Raw genomic sequence first — 17924 nt, 5'->3', positions numbered from 1 at the left:
CCACTAATCAACCACCGCCTGCCGTTCCCTCTCATACTCTTCATAGGATTGGTTGGTGCTATCCAAACACTCATCATATTGAGCCGGTGGTGAATAATTACAGTCTAGGCGATTGCTGTATTGAATATTTTCATAGACCTCTTTGGAACTGCATCCCGCAGCCAGACCTAATACAGCCAGAATCAATAACTTTTGCATATTCATCCTCCTTTTAACTCGCTCTACCAATAGCCAGAATAAGCCTTTGATTAGAATCCATCAAATTTACCGAAACCCTACTCAAAGGGTGTATAATGCCCCGCTTTCTAACCTGATGAAGAGAGAACATCATGACGTCTACTTTGCCTCCTTGCCCTAAATGTCAGTCCGAATATGTGTATCAGGATCAGGACATGCTGATTTGCCCGGAATGTGCAAACGAGTGGAATCCCAATGAAGCGGCAGTGGATGAGGACGCATTAGTGCTTAAAGACGCGAATGGCACGTTACTAAGTGAAGGCGACAAAGTAACGCTGATCAAAGACCTGAAAGTTAAAGGCAGCTCAAGCGTTTTGAAGATTGGTACCAAAGCAACCATCAAACGCTTTGTAGATGGCGACCATGACATTGACTGTAAAGTAGATGGCGCTGGCGACATGATGTTGAAGTCGCAGTTTGTTAAGAAAGCTTAAGTCGCATTAAGCACAAAAAAGGCGATCGGATGATCGCCTTTTTTATTTTACTAACCGGATTCTACGGTCGATTTGAGCGCTTTATCTTAGTTAACATCATTCACATGTTATAAATCAAAGCCATCCGCATCCCCTTTTGACGCTCGGCCCAAGCCTCGGAGCAAAAGAGAGATGGTTTTAAACGGAATATCAATAAAGAAATCAAGAATATCCCAAAGAAGCGATCCATCCTCTTCGTCACTTCTGTTAGGTTTGATGTAATGTGCTGCGATCAACAAGCCAACCCCGGCTATCAATACGGCAACATTGAAGCCTGACGCGAACAAGTCATAAATCAAATACACGCCAACCATAAAGCATGCCAAGGCAATTAATAACCTAATTTCATCCATAAAATTGATACTCGTAAAATCTATGTTTTGAGATTCAGCGCCTAGGGATAGAATCACACGATAAGGACACATTTTTAGTTTTATACACATCTTTATTTTTTAACATGTCATAAATCTGAGCCTCTCGAACTTTGTCAAAACCAACCTCCTGTACATATTCCTTTGGGTTGGAGAAAGTCCCAAACAATTGATCCCAAATAGCTAACCCATAGTTCTGAGCATGATGCATGTACTTATGGTGGACTCTATGCATTTCAGGTCTTTGTATGATGAAACCAAGCCAATGAGGTGTTTTTAGGTCAGCGTGAATATAGATATTGTACAAAGCCGCAATGATTAAACTGATTGCCGTACCATAAGCACTTAAACCCAAAACGACATAACAGCAAAGAGCATTTAGAAAAGTGGCCGCAATGCCATCAAATGGGTGGAGATAAAAGGACGTAAGGGCTTCGATCCGTCGCGGGCTATGATGAAGCTGGTGAAATAGCCGCCATAGTAAATCATATTTATGCATAGCTCGATGCCACCAATAAGCAACAAAGCTCGTCAATACAAAGCCAAGACATCCCTGTATAACAACGTTCAAATCGCTAAAACCAAACATTGATATGTTCTTAAAGGTTTCAACAAATACTAAACCGGCACCTATCGTTATGGCGGACTGAAACAAACTGATAGCAGAAGCAAGAATCATCCAGCGTCTGTCGCAGTGGTTTTTTGAGGCCGGAGCGATGACCTCTAATGTAAATACACAGAGGAATACTGTCAGCACTATGACTAAGGTAAGTAGTTCCATATTCGACTCATTAGATGGGAAAAGAATCACGTATCAAAACTCAATCTTTAACTGACTTAAAGGAACCGGATTTTGGTTGCTGTCGACTATTTCAACCTTAACCTCTTCCGAGGTTCTTTTATCAACGACTTTGGACCAACGTTTGCCATAGTCATCTTCTGCCCAATGTCGACTCCAATTCATTAATGACACCAGCACAGGCGCAAGCGCAATGCACTTTGGCGTTGGGTTATAGAGCATACGTTTTGCGCCCGGTCTGATTGGGCTTTTAACCAAAATGCCGGTCTCTTCCAGATGATTCAGGCGCTGCGTCAAAATATTACGTGATATGTTCAAACTGTCTTGCAACGAATCGAATCGGTTAACCCCGCGCATCACATCCCGAATCACTAACAGACTCCACCTGTCACCAACGACAGTCAGTGCTTCCTCTATGGCGCAGTGCGTTCTGGGTGTTTGTTCGGTGTCACTCATTTTCTATTTCCACAAAGTGTACTTCAAGGAAGCTAGCCTACTCGAAATACAGTGAATAATTAAGTTCAAAATCCGCACTTAAAGGAAAACAATAAGTTCCGTTTTGAAACTTTTCCTTGCCATTTAGATTCAAGTAGAGCTAAATTAGTTCCAAAACAGAACTAAAGGTAAAAATTATGCAAACCTCCTATAAAGCAATTTGCTATGTTCAAGCAGACTTACTTTCGTCGAAACAAATGAGTCAGATGGAAGACGCGTTTACCCGTCTTTATCAAAAACACATTCGAAGTAACGCCAAAGTAAAGGTCATTTGGTTAACCTTTGAAGCCGGACAAGCCTTTGTCGAATATAGAGAGTCTGCGGTTCCTACCGTCATGGCCCCTGTAAACGAACACTTATCCGAAGACATACGCGCGCCTTTCCTCTATGACTTGCTTGATACTTGGTGCGACCTCAGTGGATGTGAGCGAGACAAAGTGGTGTTGACCGCCCCAGACCAGTCTCTTGCAGATGCCTTTCTGACGATGAATCAAGAGCGAATCACCAAATCCGTTCGTTGGTGGGAAATGATGAAATTCTATGCCCGTTTGGTCACCGCCAAAATCAAGCATGGCCATCTAAAAACCAGCTCCAACTTTTAATCACTCACTACAATTTTCTCTATTCGTTCAATTCCAAACGGGAGACTCACAATGCCGCTTTATACCGTCAGCACCTTCAACCCCATTCCTCAGGATAAGAAACAGATCATCGCCAAGGGCATTACTGATACCCACTGCGAAATTACAGGCGCTCCGGCGCAATTCGTTCAGGTCTTATTTTTTCACGGCATTAAAATTAACAAAAAGCAGATTGCTTATGTGACCGGCTCGATTCGAAGCGGACGGGATGCCTCAACCAAAAACAAAATCATTACCGGGTTTAAAGAAGTGATCGTAAACGCAATAGTGACGAAACAAACCAATGATTCTATAGGCCCTGAACGCGTTAGTGTCGTTTTGCAGGATGTCCCGGCTAAATGGGCCATCGAAGGCGGCGCCATCATGCCCGAGCCAGGTCAGGAAGCAGAGTGGTTAGAAAAATACGCGAATTGAAGCAGGATTATTGGTCGGGCTTCTGCAAGAAACCCGACCCTGTAAATAATTAACCCGATATAACTCTGAGTATCCGAAGAACCTAATCAGCTAATCCTTTACTGCGCATGTAATCAGCAAACTCGTAAGACTCTTGTTGGGTAAAGCCGCGCGCTAACGCATAGCCAGCCACAACGGAAAACCAGCAATAGTTGTCCATCGGTTCAAAGCCACCTCGTTTCTTTTCCACTTCTTCGATATAGGTAGCTTCTAGCTCTTTAAATTTTTCACTGATTACCATACTAAATCCCTGTCCATTAACCCTTTTGCAAACGAGTACGCTTTACCCTGCTTATAGCCATGCCCCATTGCAAAGCCAGCAGCTAACGAATAGGTGTTGTAGTCTGCTTTTGGGTGCCAATCGTTCTGCTTATTCAGGATTTCTTTGATGAACTTTTCTTCCATTTCTTCAAAGCTAATTAAGGTCATTTTTTACTCTTTACACAGATCCAATACTTTTAAATTGCCATAGGCCGCATCAACCCAATTCTAAAAGGTTCTGCTCGACCATCAAAGACTTGACGGCCACGTTTTATTTCGTCGTGATCTGTGTCAGCCCATGACTCTACTTTGAATGACTGGCTCTTTATAGCGGTTACCAAAATGTGCCTATACCACATCAAAGTGCCTAATTGTAATTAGATTACTATTGTTTATCATAGTATACATAAGTAACCACAATTAACTTTAGAGGAACCTCTTATGAAAAAGATAACCACTTTCTTAGCAATGCTTTTGACGAGCATGACCTTATTTGCTCAAAGCAGTGACAAGTTGATCATCGATCTTGAATCGTTACAGAAGCCAAACTGGTCAGAGCAGGAAATAAAAAACGCCACACTCATTACTGACTTCGTACAAAACCTGATGAACAACCACAACTTTGACTATGTTCTCGAACACTATAACGACAGTGCTTATATACAGCACAATCGTAATCTTCCTGACAAAGTGACTGGCTTGGTTGGTTTTTTACAAGAGTTTGTAGAGGATTACCCAGAGTATACCTATGACGTAAAACACATTTATGCAGATGGTGAATACATCACTTTTCACTCTCATGCCACATTAAACAAAGAAGACCGAGGTAATGATCAACAAGGCATGAACATCATTGATACCTGGCGTATTAAAGACGGCAGAATTGTTGAACACTGGGATTCAATTCAGGCACTGGATGGCTTTATGCGCCTCTATTCCTTGATGAACGGCGGAGATATTCGCAACGACAATGGCGTGTTTTAAGAGTAACTAGATAGTTTGAGAGAGTGGCAACTGCTTAACGGTGGTTGCCCTGCTCATGAGATGAGCTAACTTTTGACAATTGGTTGAGGGTTAGAACTGATATCACTTTGACGAAAAACATTAACTAAGGGCTGTACAGAGACAACCCTCAGTCTGCTGGAATTATCTTATTTGCTGCGCAGTTTTACCGCTGCACCGCCGATAAGTAGTAACGCCATACCAAACACACCATAGTGGTTCCAAGGGTTTCTGGAGCGATCACTTAGAGAGAACTTCTCTTCCATCTCGGCCTTAAACTCTGGGTCAAGATTGCCTGCCGAAAACTCTTCGACATTTACCGCCATAATTTCACAATCCCAAGTCCAAATATCAGCACCAAACAATCCTACATGCTGACACGCATAACCTACGCTATAGCCTTCCTCAAGCTGTGGCGCACCTTCAATTTCGAACAGCTCATCGCCCGTTTGGAAAAACAGCGGTGCTCCTTTTGCGAAACTGACGTTTGGAACAATCGCAGCACACAAAATCAATAAACTCAAAATAGCTTTCTTCATCCTTTTTTCTCCATTTATTAGTTATAAATCTCAGACCAAAATGAGTAATCACACACCCTGTGACCATCTAGTATCTAAGAGGAGCGGATTCTTTCACACCAAAGAGCAAAACAACAGTGTATAAATGCCCTCGAAACAAAGCCGTATAGGGCAATTCAAAAAAGTATTGGGAATTAAGTTCTGATCTTAGAAGGAGACTTCAGGCTTATGCGCCTCGAAAGCCACCAGTGATATAGATGGTAGGCGAGTTATATGACCGTTTGAATTTTATCAAGCTCTAGATTTTCGCCCCTATTGTATTTATCTATCAGCGCAAACCACTGCTCAACACACGATTCCATTTCTTTAGTTACAATTTCGTAATATCGGCTTCCTACACCTTTATATTCCTTATTCAATTCAGTCCTATCAATAGCTTTAGCTTTTTGTAGCTCTCCTATAGATCTGTTGAAAGCATCACTCATTACAAATATAAGTTGCGTGTTTAATTTTTCCTGTTGAGTTGGGGCAAAGTGAATTGTATAGGTTAATTGGTCATCCACTGACACATATAAATCCGACTTTGCACTGAATATACCGATCTCAGTTTGTTTAGATTTAAAGCATCAACATTTTCTAAAGCTAGCAATGATTTATGTAATGCCTCTCTCAAAATAAACTTAAGAAGAAGCTGTTGATTTACTATATCCATACTCGATTACTTGAACTACCTAGACATAATGACACCCCACAAAAGAGTGCTGATATCTAATTTGTGGGCTAGCTAAGCCAGAGTCATTCTATTTTTGAACGTAAATAAAAGAAGATCAGCACCGTGAAAATCGATAGCATACTCTTTATTGGCTTAGATACTCCGACAGTTCTTACGAGCTAACAGCAGGAATGAAAGCATCGGGAGCGGAACAATCAAAGTAATTTGAACCGAGCTCTGAGCTTCAGGTTTATGTTCCTGACCGATGTTAACACTCCCACACACTTAGTGGCTGATCATCCATGGTCGCTGTGAAGGAAACACTTTACTGCCATCCGGCAAATAGACCACTTGCTGCTTTAAAGCGCTGTTTTCTGGCGCATGTTCATGAGAACAGCCACAGCCCTTCCCATGATGATGTTGTTTTTTTGCTGCAAATGCAGCGCGATCTGCCGCTTCAGCTCTTGAATCCACAGTTGAAATAATGGGTTGATGTTTAGCTTCTTCATTGCGCTCCATAGAGGTTTTTTTCGCAGGCGCCATGGCCAGTACAGAAGGCGGGATCATCACTACACGGGCACTTGCTTTACCACATTGAGGGCAAGCGCAGGGCTTTGAAGCATCTTCCATGGTCGCCAATTCATGAAACAAGCCGTGCTCAGCGCACTTATAATCGTAAACAGGCATAATTAACTCCTGATGGTAAATTCAATGTCAGCAGGTGTCGGCTGCCACAACATGTGGCAACCGGAGAGTGAAAGACTTATTCAAAGATTACCTCTATTTGTCTTTCGATAACGGCACATCAACACTGCCATCAAGCATAATGTCTGGCCCATCTGCATTAGGTTGAACATCAAACTCAAAGATATCGGTGGGTAGCCATAGCGTCGCACAGGCATTTGGAATATCCACCACCCCACTGATATGACCTTGAACGGGCGCACATCCCAAAATAGCGTAGGCTTGAGCTTTGGAGTAACCAAACTTTGTGAGGTACTCAATGGCATTCAAACAAGCTTGACGGTAAGCCACATGAACATCCAAGTAATGCTGTTTACCCCATTCATCCACTGAGATACCTTCAAAGATCAGATAATCATCGTATTTAGGCGTGATAGGACTTGGTTTAAAGATCGGATTTTTAATGCCGTACTTTTGCATACCGCCTTTTATCAAGTTAACGCGCATGTGAATCCAGCCGGCCATTTCAATGGCACCACAGAAGGTAATCTCACCATCCCCTTGACTGAAGTGTAAATCCCCAACACTTAATCCGGCGTCTTTCACATACACAGGGAAATAGACCTTTGAACCTCGGGATAAATCCTTAATATCACAGTTACCCCCATGCTCCCGAGGGGGGACTGTACGAGCACCTTCAGCCGCTGCTGCATCTCTTGAATCGCCGGTCATTTTCCCCATGTGAGCAGTGTCCCCGTATGGCAAGGTAGCAAGCGCGGGCACTCGATCGGGATCCGTATCCACCAATCCCTTTTCACGGGTATTCCACTCTTCAAGCATGTCTTTTGACGGCAAACAGCCAATCAACCCCGGATGAATCAGACCTGCAAATTCAACGCCCGGTATATGACGGGAACTGGTGAACATGCCTTTAAAATCCCAGATCGACTTTTGAGCTTCAGGGAAATGCTCTGTTAAGAAGCCGCCACCATTTTGTTTAGAAAAGAAGCCATTAAAGCCCCACTGGCTTTCTTCAAAGGTGCCGATATCCAGAATATCCACCACTAATAAATCGCCAGGTTCAGCCCCTTCTACCCCCACAGGGCCAGACAAGAAATGCACCTGACTTAAATCGACATCACGGACATCGTCTGCACTGTCGTTATTTTTAATCTGCCCACCCGTCCAATCGACACATTCAATGATAAAGTCATCACCGGGTTTCACCATCTCCGCCATAGGAATATCTGGGTGCCAGCGGTTATGGATCTTTTCATTGTCGTAAGGGGATTCGTTCAAGTTTACTTTAATAATGGTCTCAGTCATGTGAGGCTCCTTGGTCACTGAATAGTAAAATTACTGATCACTGGACGTGAGCGAATGAGCCGCCAAATGGGCGACTCTAAATCGCCCAAATCAAACAGAGAGATATCCTTTAATCTTGTCGGTATCGACGTCGTCTCGCAGGTCTTCATGAATAAAATTGCCTTTGTCGATCACGATAATGCGATCGGCCACAGCCATGGTAAAACTCAGAACCTGCTCAGACACAATGATGGTGATGTCACGCATCTTTTTAATTTCATTGAGTACATTCGCAATATCCTTGATGATCGAAGGCTGAATGCCTTCTGTGGGCTCATCCAATAACAACACCTTAGGGTTCGTTACCAACGCTCGTGCAATGGCTAACTGCTGTTGCTGACCGCCAGAAAGATTACCGCCCTTGCGATGGCGCATTTCATGTAATACAGGGAACAGAGCATAGATATCATCTGGAATGCGTTTTAACCCAGACACCTCCATACCCGTCTCAATGTTTTCTTGTACCGTTAAGTTAGGAAAAATCATTCGTCCCTGAGGCACATACGCGATGCCGTTCTCGACTCGCTGATAACTTTCCATTGAGGTAACGTCTTTGCCATCCACAGAAATACTGCCATCACTGGTTGGCAAGACACCGATCAGCGATTTAAACAAGGTCGTTTTGCCCATTCCATTGCGCCCCATAATGGCTAGGGTTTCATTCTTAGGGACACTAAAATCCAGGCCATGAATGACCTCACTTTGACCGTAACTCACTTTGAGATTTGCTACATTCAACATACATCCACCTGTCTATCGATTCGTTAATAGGTGCGCTTATAAGCGCAAAGATCTAGCGTCAATTCGGTTAATGCCCGAGGTAGACTTCCACTACTTTCGGGTCGCTTTGTACCGACGCCATATCGCCCATCGCCAGAATCTTGCCCTGATGGAGTACTGTCACCTTATGAGCAATCTGTTCGACAAACTCCATGTCATGTTCGATCACCAATACCGATCGACCGGAACTGATTTTGTTAAGCAATTCAGCGGTCTGTTCGCGCTCTTTCACACTCATACCGGCCACAGGTTCATCGAGCATCAACAACTGAGGGTTTTGAATCAGCAACATGCCAATCTCTAACCACTGCTTCTGACCATGACTCAATAACCCAGCTTCGGTATCCAACTCATCCTCAAGCATGATTTCTTTGGCAATTTCATTGATCTTGGCCATCACCTGCTCAGAGCGTTTGAACATTAACGCGCCCAACACACTGCGACCTTTTGGATAAGACACCTCTAGGTTTTCCATCACCGTCAGGTTTTCGTAGATAGAAGGGGTCTGGAACTTACGTCCCACCCCTGCTCTTACAATGTCGTGCTCACTGAGGTCAGTTAATTCCTTATTAAGAAACTTAATGCTGCCTGAGGTAGCTTTCGTCTTACCGCATATCAAATCCAGCACCGTGGTCTTACCTGCGCCATTTGGCCCAATAACCACATGCAGTTCATTTTTATCGATATAGAGGTTGAGACTGTCTACCGCCTTAAAACCATCGAATGAGACGGTCAGGTCTTCAATTGCCAGTGTAAAATCAGAATTTGCACTCATAGCTATACTCCCAATCCCGTCTCATTCGAACGCTGAACCATGCCAGCAGTACTTCCCTTTGAAGACATTTTGTCTTTCTCCGTCGCGCCAGAATCAGCCGCTTTAGCATGGTTTTGAGATGAACTTTCCATGTCGTTGTTATCTGATAAATCAGAAGCTGCACTTTGCGGGGAACCCAAGCTCTGGGCACTCGCAGTCTGAGCACCAAAGCGTTTGAATTTGAAGTAGCGAGTAAGGTAATGGCCATAGTCCTGCCATAAACCGGCCAAACCGTTCGGGAAGAACATCACCACGGCAATAAACAAGCCGCCCATCAGGAACAACCACAACTCTGGGAAACTTTCAGAAAAAGCAGTTTTACCAAAGTTAATCACCAAGGTGCCGTAGACCGCGCCAATTAATGACATGCGACCACCCACTGCAGCGAAAATCACCATCTCAATAGACGGCACGATGCCGACAAACGAAGGCGACATGAAACCCACTTGTAAGGTGAACATGGCACCCCCAATGGCAGAGATCACAGCGGCAAGACAAAAGATGAAGATTTTGAAGTTAGCTACGTCATAACCCGAGAATCGAACACGGTCTTCCTTATCTCGAATGGCCAATAACAAACGTCCAAACTTAGAGGTCAGTACCCAACGCGCTAACAAAATAACGGCTAACAACAGACCTGCATTGATGAAGTAAAAAACATACTTCGCAAAATCAGAGGTAATATCCCAACCATTCAGCGTACGTAAATCGGTAATGCCGTTAATGCCGCCGGTATAGCCTTGTTGACCCACAATCAATACCGTCAGTATCACCGCAATCACCTGAGTAATAATGGCAAAGTACACACCACCTACACGGCGTTTAAACATGGCAACACCGATTAAGAAAGCAAACGCTGCTGGGACAATTAGAATGGCCGCAATGGTAAAAGCTAAACTGTTGAAGGGTTCCCAGAACCATGGCAATGCAGTCAGCTGGTTCCAGTCCATAAAATCGGGAATACCAGGTGTCGATTGAATGGCAGTGTTTTCAGGAGTCGATGCCTCCAGTTTCAAAAACATCGCCATGGCATATCCGCCAAGACCGAAGAAAATACCCTGACCAAGACTCAAGGTACCGCCATATCCCCACAACAACACCAGACTCACTGCAGCAAAGGCATAGGTCAGGTATTTGCCCACCAGGTTTAATCGAAAGGCATCCAGAAATAATGGGAATACCACTAAGATAAGGGCAGCTAATATCAGCAGGCCCACCATGCCCTGCTTACCGCCCAATAATTTATCGTATACAAAACTCATACTTTTCTCCCAAACTCTTACAAGAGTCTGCGAGGTCGAGGCCTCGCAAACTCGCTCGGCTCATCGACGTACTTTGCTCGCGAACAGACCTTCAGGACGGAACATGAGGATCAACACCAGGGTTAGCAAGGTATACACCTTGGCCATGGAACCACTCATGAAAAACTCCATAATGGATTGCGCCTGAGCAATCGAGAACGCTGAGGCAATGGTGCCTAACAAACTCGCTGCACCGCCAAATACCACCACCATGAAGGTATCTACGATATACAAACTACCTGTGGTTGGGCCGGTCGAAGCAATTGTAGTGAACGCAGCACCAGCAATGCCCGCAATACCGCAACCTAAAGCAAAGGTGTATCGGTCCACTTTCTTGGTGTTGATGCCGACCGCGCCACTCATCAAGCGATTTTGTGTCGTGGCTCGAACTCGTAATCCCCAGCTAGAGCGATACATCAGTAAAAACACACCCAAAGTGACTATGATGGTAAGCACCAACACAAAAATTCCGTTCAACGGGATATCGATCATATCGGTAGCTGGATAAGCACCTAACAGCCAATCAGGCAACGTAGGACTCACTTCTCGAGCACCAAACATCGAGCGGAATGCCTGCTGCATGATCAGGCTCAACCCCCAGGTCGCCAGCAAAGTATCCAAAGGGCGAGCATACAAATGTCGTATCAGTATGAATTCGGCAAAATACCCCAACACGCCAGCGACAAAGAAGGCCACCACAATGGCAAATAAAAAGTAGTACGGCATAAATGCCGGGAAGTATGATTCGGTCAGCACTGACAAAAAGTATGTGACATAAGCACCTACCGCCATGAACTCACCGTGGGCCATATTAATCACGCCCATCTGTCCGAAGATGATGGCCAGGCCCAAAGCCATAAGCAGGAGCACGCTAAACAGACTGATGCCAGCAAAACCTTGCATGGCAAAAATCGCTCCTATTTCGCTAAGTGTGTAACCTTCCATTTTAAGTCCTCAAAGTTGTTCCAAAGAGGTGGATAAACCGTGTAAGTGAAACGCCTGAGCTATCCATGTTGTTTGCATTCAGGCCTTGGGGCTGGATAAATGCGGACAGTCCCTGCCCGCGTGTTTCATAACATAAGAACGATCAATGACTCGGCTTATTGATAACCTTTTGGGAATGGATCCGGCTCGATCAAACCTGATTCAAAGACCACATCCACCTGGCCGTCTTTTTTCCATTGGCCAACGCGCGCTTTACTCCACAAGTGATGATTCGGGTGTAATTTGACGTATCCTTCAGGGGCTGTGGTTAATTCAATATTGCCTGTTTCGGAGGCGGCTACGACTTTATCGACATCGAATGATCCGGCTTTTTCAACCGCCGCTTTCCATAACCAAGGGCCAAGATAAGCGGCTTGAGTTACGTCACCGATCACACTGTCATCGCCCCACATCTCTTTAAAGGCTTCCACAAAGGCTTGGTTATTAGGGTTATCCTGACTCTGGAAGTACTTCATGATGGAGTAGAAACCTTCGAGGTTTTCACCGCCGATGCCCAATACTTCATCCTCGGTCACTGAAATAGTCAGCAGCGTTTGTTTCTTAGAAGTGATACCTGCGGCTTTTAACTGCTTGAACCAGGCAACGTTAGAGCCACCTACCACCGCGGCATAAATAACGTCCGGCTTTTTCAAGCGAATCTTATTGATCACCGAACCAAACTGAGTATTCCCAAGTGGCTTGTACTCTTCACCAACCACCTTGCCACCTAACACGTTTTCAATGTGCTTGCGGGCAATCTTCATCGATGTACGAGGCCAGATATAGTCCGAACCAATCAGATAGAAAGTTTTAGCGTCTTTCTCTTTGGCTACCCAGTCGAGACCGGCGAGAATCTGCTGTGTCGCTTCCTGCCCGGTATAAATTACGTTATGGGATTGCTCCAACCCTTCGTAAAATGTTGGGTAATACAACAAGCCATTTTCTTTCTCAAAAACAGGCAGTACGGCTTTACGTGATGCAGATGTCCAAGCACCAAATACGGCAGCCACTTTATCCTTCACCAATAGCTTTTTGGATTTCTCAGCAAACGTTGGCCAGTCACTGGCGCCATCTTCCTGAATGATCTTGATCTGACGACCTAAAATACCGCCCATATCGTTGATCTGTTTAATTGCCAGTTTCTCTGCTTCTTGAGCTCCGGTTTCAGAGATCGCCATAGTGCCCGTTAAAGAATGCAAAATACCCACTGTCACTTCCGTATCCGTGACGGCAAGCCCTGTTGTATTAACGCCATCCGCTGCTGCAAAGTTCATGTGTGTTGCCAGTAAAAGACCGGCTGGAATGGCACACAATGACTTTAAAAGCGAGCGGCGTTTCATGCTGGGTGATTTAGCCCGAGGTTGAGAAGGGTTAGTTAGACGCATCGTCTTTGCTCCTGATGTTGTAAGACTTGCGATCAGTTTCCTCTCAATACCGAAAGCGCACCATTCGCTAAACGTACCCCTCGGGTACGTCATTTTGCGTATATCCCAACAACCGCTTCTTGGTTAAGGTCAGACGCGTACGTTGAACCGAATGCCTATAACTGAACAAAATGACTTGGCCACCTCAGCGATAACATGGCGTAGCTTTTGCTCCGTACTCAGTGTCCACTCACCCGCATTATCAAATTGGAATTGTGTAGATCGTGCATGTACATGCCTCGGGATATGAGCCATCTACCTGTGCCGATACATACACGAAGTATTCGAAGGACAACTATCTTATGAAGGCCCATCAAGAAGTGTTTCGCGTCCGCAGGAATTACAACCAGTGGGTAGCGAACCAAACGCTAGAAGACTACGCACTGCGATTTACGGCCAAAGCAGCCCGACGATGGTCTGCTGCACGTGTATCTCAAACCGCCTTAGGCGCGATTTCTTTTCTGGCGTTGGAAGCCATTGGCGGTGCCATCACTCTCAGCTACGGGTTTAATAATGCAATTGCCGCCATCATGGTGGTGGGTGCCATCATTTTCCTAACTGGGATTCCCATCAGCTATCATGCTGCGCGACAAGGTGTTGATATTGATCTACTCACCCGAGGTGCAGGCTTTGGCTATATTGGTTCAACGATTACATCGCTGATTTACGCCTCTTTTACCTTTATATTTTTTGCCCTTGAAGCGGCCATCCTTGCGTTGGCATTAGAACTAACGTTGGGCATCCCTCTTTCTATTGGCTACGTCATTGCGGCACTCATGGTGATACCATTGGTCACCCATGGCATCACCCTCATCAGCCGATTTCAGGTTTGGACACAACCCATCTGGATCATCTTTCAAATCGTGCCTCTTATTTGTATAGCCTGGCAGTCTGAAGGGGTCTTTGAGAAATGGCAGAACTACGAACCACTAGCAAGCACAGACTCACCCGATGGATTTAACTTGCTTGCTTTTGGTGCAGCCTCAGCGGTGATCTTTTCTCTAATTGCTCAGATTGGAGAACAAGTGGATTTTTTACGTTTCCTTCCAGAGCAGAAAAAAAACAGCAAACGTTGGTGGTTTGCCATGATAGCAGCGGGGCCGGGATGGATTATCACCGGGGTCGTGAAGATCATCATTGGCTCTTTTCTGGCCGTATTGGCATTACAGCATGGTATTCCGGTTGATGAAGCCAGTGACCCCAACCGTATGTACTTAACTGCATTTAGTTATATCACCAACTCAGAACAATTAACGTTGCTTCTGCTCGGCATCTTTGTGGTTATTTCTCAGCTTAAAATTAACGTCACCAATGCCTACGCAGGCTCCATTGCCTGGTCAAACTTCTTCTCTCGCATCACACACAATCATCCGGGCCGTGTGGTCTGGTTGGTATTTAATGTCATTATCGCGCTACTACTTATGGAGCTTGGTATTTACCGTATTCTGGAAGAAATTTTGGGTAGCTACGCGATCATCGCTCTGGCATGGGTTGGCACCATAGTCACCGATTTGGTGATCAATCGTCCATTAGGCCTGCGCCCTAAAGCCATGGAATTCAAGCGAGCACACTTGTATGACATTAATCCGGTAGGTGTCGGTTCGATGACTATTGCTTCGTTTATTGGTTTTGCGTCTCACTTCGGAGTCTTAGGCGTAGAAATGCAAGCGCTTTCCTCTTTCGTGGCCTTAGGTGCAACGTTTATTTGCGCACCGCTACTCGCATGGCTAACCAAAGGTAAATATTACATCGCCCGCGACCCAGTGATTTTTGATACCACCACACCGATCAAATGCTGTATTTGCTCTCACAGTTTTGAACCCGAAGACATGACACTTTGCCCCGCATACGCAGGAAACATTTGCTCACTTTGCTGCTCCCTCGACGGCCGATGTCAGGACATGTGTAAAACAAACGCCCGCTTTTCTGAGCAACTAATCAGTGGCTTAGGCGTTATTTTCCCTAGCCGATGGGTCAGTTTACTGAACACTAAAATAGGACACTTTATTGGTTTATTTCTACTCACAAGTATTGTTATTTCTAGTGTACTGAGCCTGGTGTATTTCCAGTTAGCAACCGATAGCAATATTGCTGACCAAGCCATTGCTCATGCTTTAGTTAATGTTTTCTTTATTCTGCTAATTGTCTTCGGCGTTGTTTCTTGGATGTTCACCCTTGCTCATGACTCAAGGTTGGTTGCTCAAAAAGAATCCGAAAATCAAACAAAGCTTCTACGAACGGAGATATCGGCGCATAAGCAAACTGACAAAGCCCTACAAAAAGCAATAGAAATGGCTGAAGCGGCGAATCAAGCCAAAAGCCGCTACCTGACAGGCATCAGCCATGAATTACGATCACCGTTAAATGCCATCATGGGTTACGCGCAACTATTAGAGAAAGACCCGAATATTCCCGCAGAACGTCGTGACGCACTCAGTATTATCCGTCGTAGCAGTGAACACCTTGCAGACCTAATAGAAGGACTTCTAGATATTTCACGGATTGAAGCGGGACGACTCGATCTTGAACGCACAGATGTGCATTTAAACAGTCTACTGGACCAACTGGTAAACATGTTCAGAGTACAAGCGCACGAAAAAGGCATTACCCTAAGTTATGAAAAACTCAGCCCGATTCCAGACATTGTTCGGGCCGATCAAAAACGTTTACGTCAGGTATTAATCAACCTGCTCTCAAACGCCATAAAATACACGCACCATGGCGAAGTTCGTTTTACCGTCAGTTATCGTAATCAAGTAGCGGAGTTCAATATAAGCGATACAGGAGTCGGTATTGCCGAAAAAGAGATTGAGCGTATTTTCAAGCCCTTTGAACGCATACACCAACCTGACCAGCCACATGTCTCTGGTACTGGACTAGGGCTTACCATAACTCGCCTTCTGGTTGATATAATGGGCGGAGATATTCGAGTTAACAGTACTCAAAACGAGGGCAGCCAGTTTACTCTTTCACTGATGCTTTCCTCTGTGACGCCAATGAAAGTTGAGACCACACAAGAACACATCTGTGGTTATCATGGCGCAACATTGAACCTATTCATTGTCGATGATGACCCCGATCATCGCAGCCTGTTAATGGAGATGTTAACGCCATTGGGCTTTAACATTGTCATGGCTCAAGGCCCACAGGAATGCCTGAGCATGCTCAAGCATTGCCAATTTACACCGCACATATTCCTTTTGGATGTATCCATGCCGGGCATGAGTGGCTGGGAGCTCGCAACACATATCCGAGCAGAACTGCCTCAAGCCTATATATTAATGACGTCCGCTAACGCAAATATCGAAACGCCTTACCGTAAAAACCCAAGTAATGGCTATATCGTGAAGCCTATCAGAATGCCTGAACTGTTTGAGCAATTAGGCCACTACCCTAAGCTGCAATGGCGATATCAAAGTGAAGAACCAACCTCATTGGCATCCAACGACGTACAAAAGGTGGAAAAGAAAGCCGTAATTTCCTTAGATCACGGCACTCGACAAGAGCTTATTCGACTGGCTCAAATTGGCTACCTCAACGCCATCCGACAGAAACTCAACTCGCTGCAGGAATTTAATGGCGCCAATGCCAGCTGCCTAAAAGAACTGGATGAACTCAAAAGCCTTGCCAACAGCTTTCAGTTTGCCCGCTTAATTGAACGCTTGGAAGAGAGCCTATGAAGCAGCCCATCAAGCCAAAAGACCTGGTACTCGTTGTAGATGACTCCGCAGATTCACTTGGCATGATCAATGATACGCTCGATGCCGAAGGTCTCACGGTACTCATTGCACTGGAAGGAAACCAAGCACTTGCCATAGCCAAGAGCATGCCCCCTGATATTATTCTAATGGACGCTATCATGCCCAATATGGACGGTTTCGAAACCTGTAAGCAGATTAAAGCCATTCCTCATCTCGCTCACATACCGGTAATTTTTATGACTGGCTTAAGTGACACAGAAAGTATCCTTAAAGGATTTCATGCTGGCGGTGTTGATTACATTCAAAAACCAGTTAATGGAGAAGAACTCATTGCCCGTATACGCGTCCATCTTAACAATGCGCGACTTACACAGAGTGCACGCATCGCACTCGACTCGGCAGGCCAATTTCTTATCGCTACTGACAGCCAAGGCCAACTACTCTGGGCCACACCGCAAGCTCGTGAATTATTTGAATCGGCCGAACTCGATAACCGTTGGCAGCATGAACATCTTCATGAAGTGCTGTCGCCCGTATTCAAACAAGCGCAATTGCAAAATAAAAGCATGGTTATTGAAGCTGGCAGCAAAGCGCTGGTGGCCTGCTACATTGGCGATGCCCACGCCAACGAGCACTTATGGCGATTGGTCGATCAGGAACGTCACAGTGAAGAAAACATTCTTAGGGAACGCTTTGGCTTAACAGAACGCGAGTCCGAAGTGCTACTGTGGCTGGCACGAGGTAAAGGCAATGCTGAAATCGCCATTATTTTAGGCGTCAGTCCAAGAACGGTAAACAAACATTTAGAACAGGTATTTCGGAAACTCAATGTTGAGAACCGCACATCAGCAGCGGTGATGGCGCTCAAACATTTAGATGCTCAAACGACCTATTGACCAGAGAGTTCAG

21 protein-coding genes are annotated in these 17924 nt (G+C 45.1%); 6 read left to right on the top strand and 15 right to left on the bottom strand.

From position 1 onward, the window contains the following. Nucleotides 1-3 precede the first annotated feature (3 nt). Nucleotides 4-198, bottom strand: a complete 195-nt coding sequence (locus ACFOEK_RS09745; protein WP_386719825.1) for a hypothetical protein — start codon at nt 196-198, stop codon at nt 4-6. 131 nt (nt 199-329) lie between these two features. Between ACFOEK_RS09745 and ACFOEK_RS09740 the strand changes: the two genes are divergently transcribed. Next, the gene (locus tag ACFOEK_RS09740) at nt 330-671 is read left to right on the top strand and encodes a zinc ribbon domain-containing protein YjdM (protein WP_386719823.1); all 342 of its coding nucleotides are present in this window, start codon (nt 330-332) and stop codon (nt 669-671) included. 107 nt (nt 672-778) lie between these two features. Here ACFOEK_RS09740 and ACFOEK_RS09735 read toward each other — a convergent pair whose 3' ends face one another. The 3 genes from ACFOEK_RS09735 to ACFOEK_RS09725 are packed head-to-tail and all read right to left on the bottom strand — an operon-like array spanning nt 779 to nt 2336. Continuing rightward, the gene (locus tag ACFOEK_RS09735) at nt 779-1063 is read right to left on the bottom strand and encodes a hypothetical protein (protein WP_386719820.1); all 285 of its coding nucleotides are present in this window, start codon (nt 1061-1063) and stop codon (nt 779-781) included. A 34-nt stretch (nt 1064-1097) separates the two neighbouring features. Then, nucleotides 1098-1862, bottom strand: a complete 765-nt coding sequence (locus ACFOEK_RS09730; protein WP_386719818.1) for a sterol desaturase family protein — start codon at nt 1860-1862, stop codon at nt 1098-1100. Between the two features lie 33 nt (nt 1863-1895). Further along, entirely contained in the window at nt 1896-2336 is a 441-nt protein-coding gene (locus ACFOEK_RS09725; RefSeq protein WP_386719815.1) for a winged helix-turn-helix transcriptional regulator, read from the bottom strand. 176 nt (nt 2337-2512) lie between these two features. Between ACFOEK_RS09725 and ACFOEK_RS09720 the strand changes: the two genes are divergently transcribed. Both ACFOEK_RS09720 and ACFOEK_RS09715 read left to right on the top strand, forming a co-directional pair. Further along, nucleotides 2513-2977, top strand: a complete 465-nt coding sequence (locus tag ACFOEK_RS09720; RefSeq protein WP_386719812.1) for a hypothetical protein — start codon at nt 2513-2515, stop codon at nt 2975-2977. A 51-nt stretch (nt 2978-3028) separates the two neighbouring features. After that, on the top strand, nt 3029-3430 hold the full coding sequence (locus tag ACFOEK_RS09715; protein WP_386719809.1) for a tautomerase family protein: 402 nt from the start codon (nt 3029-3031) through the stop codon (nt 3428-3430). A gap of 82 nt (nt 3431-3512) precedes the next feature. Here the strand turns inward: ACFOEK_RS09715 and ACFOEK_RS09710 are convergent, their stop codons facing one another. Further along, on the bottom strand, nt 3513-3710 hold the full coding sequence (locus ACFOEK_RS09710) for a hypothetical protein (RefSeq protein ID WP_386719807.1): 198 nt from the start codon (nt 3708-3710) through the stop codon (nt 3513-3515). Next, nucleotides 3704-3898: a hypothetical protein gene (locus ACFOEK_RS09705; RefSeq protein WP_386719805.1), complete on the bottom strand. Its 195-nt coding sequence runs from the start codon at nt 3896-3898 to the stop codon at nt 3704-3706. Before ACFOEK_RS09705 ends, ACFOEK_RS09710 begins: the two co-directional genes overlap by 7 nt. 273 nt (nt 3899-4171) lie before the next feature. Between ACFOEK_RS09705 and ACFOEK_RS09700 the strand changes: the two genes are divergently transcribed. Further along, on the top strand, nt 4172-4714 hold the full coding sequence (locus ACFOEK_RS09700; protein ID WP_386719802.1) for a nuclear transport factor 2 family protein: 543 nt from the start codon (nt 4172-4174) through the stop codon (nt 4712-4714). A gap of 167 nt (nt 4715-4881) precedes the next feature. Here the strand turns inward: ACFOEK_RS09700 and ACFOEK_RS09695 are convergent, their stop codons facing one another. From ACFOEK_RS09695 to urtA, 9 genes are all read right to left on the bottom strand, one after another. Beyond that, the gene (locus ACFOEK_RS09695) at nt 4882-5271 is read right to left on the bottom strand and encodes a hypothetical protein (protein ID WP_386719799.1); all 390 of its coding nucleotides are present in this window, start codon (nt 5269-5271) and stop codon (nt 4882-4884) included. Between the two features lie 248 nt (nt 5272-5519). Next, entirely contained in the window at nt 5520-5819 is a 300-nt protein-coding gene (locus ACFOEK_RS09690; RefSeq protein WP_386719796.1) for a hypothetical protein, read from the bottom strand. Nucleotides 5820-6247: 428 nt separating this feature from the next. Then, nucleotides 6248-6649: an FmdB family zinc ribbon protein gene (locus ACFOEK_RS09685; protein ID WP_386719793.1), complete on the bottom strand. Its 402-nt coding sequence runs from the start codon at nt 6647-6649 to the stop codon at nt 6248-6250. Between the two features lie 93 nt (nt 6650-6742). Then, entirely contained in the window at nt 6743-7972 is a 1230-nt protein-coding gene (gene fmdA / locus ACFOEK_RS09680; protein WP_386719790.1) for a formamidase, read from the bottom strand. A gap of 90 nt (nt 7973-8062) precedes the next feature. After that, nucleotides 8063-8752: an urea ABC transporter ATP-binding subunit UrtE gene (urtE, locus tag ACFOEK_RS09675; protein ID WP_386719787.1), complete on the bottom strand. Its 690-nt coding sequence runs from the start codon at nt 8750-8752 to the stop codon at nt 8063-8065. A 67-nt stretch (nt 8753-8819) separates the two neighbouring features. Continuing rightward, a complete protein-coding gene (urtD, locus tag ACFOEK_RS09670; RefSeq protein ID WP_386719784.1) occupies nt 8820-9566 on the bottom strand; it encodes an urea ABC transporter ATP-binding protein UrtD in 747 nt (248 codons plus the stop codon). Nucleotides 9567-9568: 2 nt separating this feature from the next. Further along, the gene (gene urtC / locus ACFOEK_RS09665) at nt 9569-10867 is read right to left on the bottom strand and encodes an urea ABC transporter permease subunit UrtC (protein WP_386719781.1); all 1299 of its coding nucleotides are present in this window, start codon (nt 10865-10867) and stop codon (nt 9569-9571) included. Between the two features lie 60 nt (nt 10868-10927). After that, nucleotides 10928-11851, bottom strand: coding sequence for an urea ABC transporter permease subunit UrtB (gene urtB / locus ACFOEK_RS09660; RefSeq protein WP_386719778.1), 924 nt, complete (start codon nt 11849-11851; stop codon nt 10928-10930). Nucleotides 11852-12006: 155 nt separating this feature from the next. Next, nucleotides 12007-13275, bottom strand: coding sequence for an urea ABC transporter substrate-binding protein (gene urtA / locus ACFOEK_RS09655; protein ID WP_386719775.1), 1269 nt, complete (start codon nt 13273-13275; stop codon nt 12007-12009). 341 nt (nt 13276-13616) lie between these two features. Between urtA and ACFOEK_RS09650 the strand changes: the two genes are divergently transcribed. Together ACFOEK_RS09650 and ACFOEK_RS09645 are read left to right on the top strand one after the other, a co-directional pair. Then, complete coding sequence (locus ACFOEK_RS09650) at nt 13617-16994, top strand: hybrid sensor histidine kinase/response regulator (RefSeq protein ID WP_386719772.1); 3378 nt, start codon at nt 13617-13619, stop codon at nt 16992-16994. Continuing rightward, nucleotides 16991-17911, top strand: a complete 921-nt coding sequence (locus tag ACFOEK_RS09645) for a response regulator (protein ID WP_386719769.1) — start codon at nt 16991-16993, stop codon at nt 17909-17911. Before ACFOEK_RS09650 ends, ACFOEK_RS09645 begins: the two co-directional genes overlap by 4 nt. Nucleotides 17912-17924 lie beyond the last annotated feature (13 nt).

The organism is Litoribrevibacter euphylliae, from assembly GCF_042646085.1.
Classification (GTDB): domain Bacteria; phylum Pseudomonadota; class Gammaproteobacteria; order Pseudomonadales; family Litoribrevibacteraceae; genus Litoribrevibacter; species Litoribrevibacter euphylliae.
This window is presented reverse-complemented; position numbering and strand designations above follow the sequence as displayed.

What these genes read in the sequence shown, in the direction of transcription:
- ACFOEK_RS09745 (WP_386719825.1), bottom strand. Translation starts at nt 198, where the DNA reads ATGCAAAAGTTATTGATTCTGGCTGTATTAGGTCTGGCTGCGGGATGC.
- ACFOEK_RS09740 (WP_386719823.1), top strand. Translation starts at nt 330, where the DNA reads ATGACGTCTACTTTGCCTCCTTGCCCTAAATGTCAGTCCGAATATGTG.
- ACFOEK_RS09735 (WP_386719820.1), bottom strand. Translation starts at nt 1,063, where the DNA reads ATGGATGAAATTAGGTTATTAATTGCCTTGGCATGCTTTATGGTTGGC.
- ACFOEK_RS09730 (WP_386719818.1), bottom strand. Translation starts at nt 1,862, where the DNA reads ATGGAACTACTTACCTTAGTCATAGTGCTGACAGTATTCCTCTGTGTA.
- ACFOEK_RS09725 (WP_386719815.1), bottom strand. Translation starts at nt 2,336, where the DNA reads ATGAGTGACACCGAACAAACACCCAGAACGCACTGCGCCATAGAGGAA.
- ACFOEK_RS09720 (WP_386719812.1), top strand. Translation starts at nt 2,513, where the DNA reads ATGCAAACCTCCTATAAAGCAATTTGCTATGTTCAAGCAGACTTACTT.
- ACFOEK_RS09715 (WP_386719809.1), top strand. Translation starts at nt 3,029, where the DNA reads ATGCCGCTTTATACCGTCAGCACCTTCAACCCCATTCCTCAGGATAAG.
- ACFOEK_RS09710 (WP_386719807.1), bottom strand. Translation starts at nt 3,710, where the DNA reads ATGGTAATCAGTGAAAAATTTAAAGAGCTAGAAGCTACCTATATCGAA.
- ACFOEK_RS09705 (WP_386719805.1), bottom strand. Translation starts at nt 3,898, where the DNA reads ATGACCTTAATTAGCTTTGAAGAAATGGAAGAAAAGTTCATCAAAGAA.
- ACFOEK_RS09700 (WP_386719802.1), top strand. Translation starts at nt 4,172, where the DNA reads ATGAAAAAGATAACCACTTTCTTAGCAATGCTTTTGACGAGCATGACC.
- ACFOEK_RS09695 (WP_386719799.1), bottom strand. Translation starts at nt 5,271, where the DNA reads ATGAAGAAAGCTATTTTGAGTTTATTGATTTTGTGTGCTGCGATTGTT.
- ACFOEK_RS09685 (WP_386719793.1), bottom strand. Translation starts at nt 6,649, where the DNA reads ATGCCTGTTTACGATTATAAGTGCGCTGAGCACGGCTTGTTTCATGAA.
- fmdA (WP_386719790.1), bottom strand. Translation starts at nt 7,972, where the DNA reads ATGACTGAGACCATTATTAAAGTAAACTTGAACGAATCCCCTTACGAC.
- urtE (WP_386719787.1), bottom strand. Translation starts at nt 8,752, where the DNA reads ATGTTGAATGTAGCAAATCTCAAAGTGAGTTACGGTCAAAGTGAGGTC.
- urtD (WP_386719784.1), bottom strand. Translation starts at nt 9,566, where the DNA reads ATGAGTGCAAATTCTGATTTTACACTGGCAATTGAAGACCTGACCGTC.
- urtC (WP_386719781.1), bottom strand. Translation starts at nt 10,867, where the DNA reads ATGAGTTTTGTATACGATAAATTATTGGGCGGTAAGCAGGGCATGGTG.
- urtB (WP_386719778.1), bottom strand. Translation starts at nt 11,851, where the DNA reads ATGGAAGGTTACACACTTAGCGAAATAGGAGCGATTTTTGCCATGCAA.
- urtA (WP_386719775.1), bottom strand. Translation starts at nt 13,275, where the DNA reads ATGCGTCTAACTAACCCTTCTCAACCTCGGGCTAAATCACCCAGCATG.
- ACFOEK_RS09650 (WP_386719772.1), top strand. Translation starts at nt 13,617, where the DNA reads ATGAAGGCCCATCAAGAAGTGTTTCGCGTCCGCAGGAATTACAACCAG.
- ACFOEK_RS09645 (WP_386719769.1), top strand. Translation starts at nt 16,991, where the DNA reads ATGAAGCAGCCCATCAAGCCAAAAGACCTGGTACTCGTTGTAGATGAC.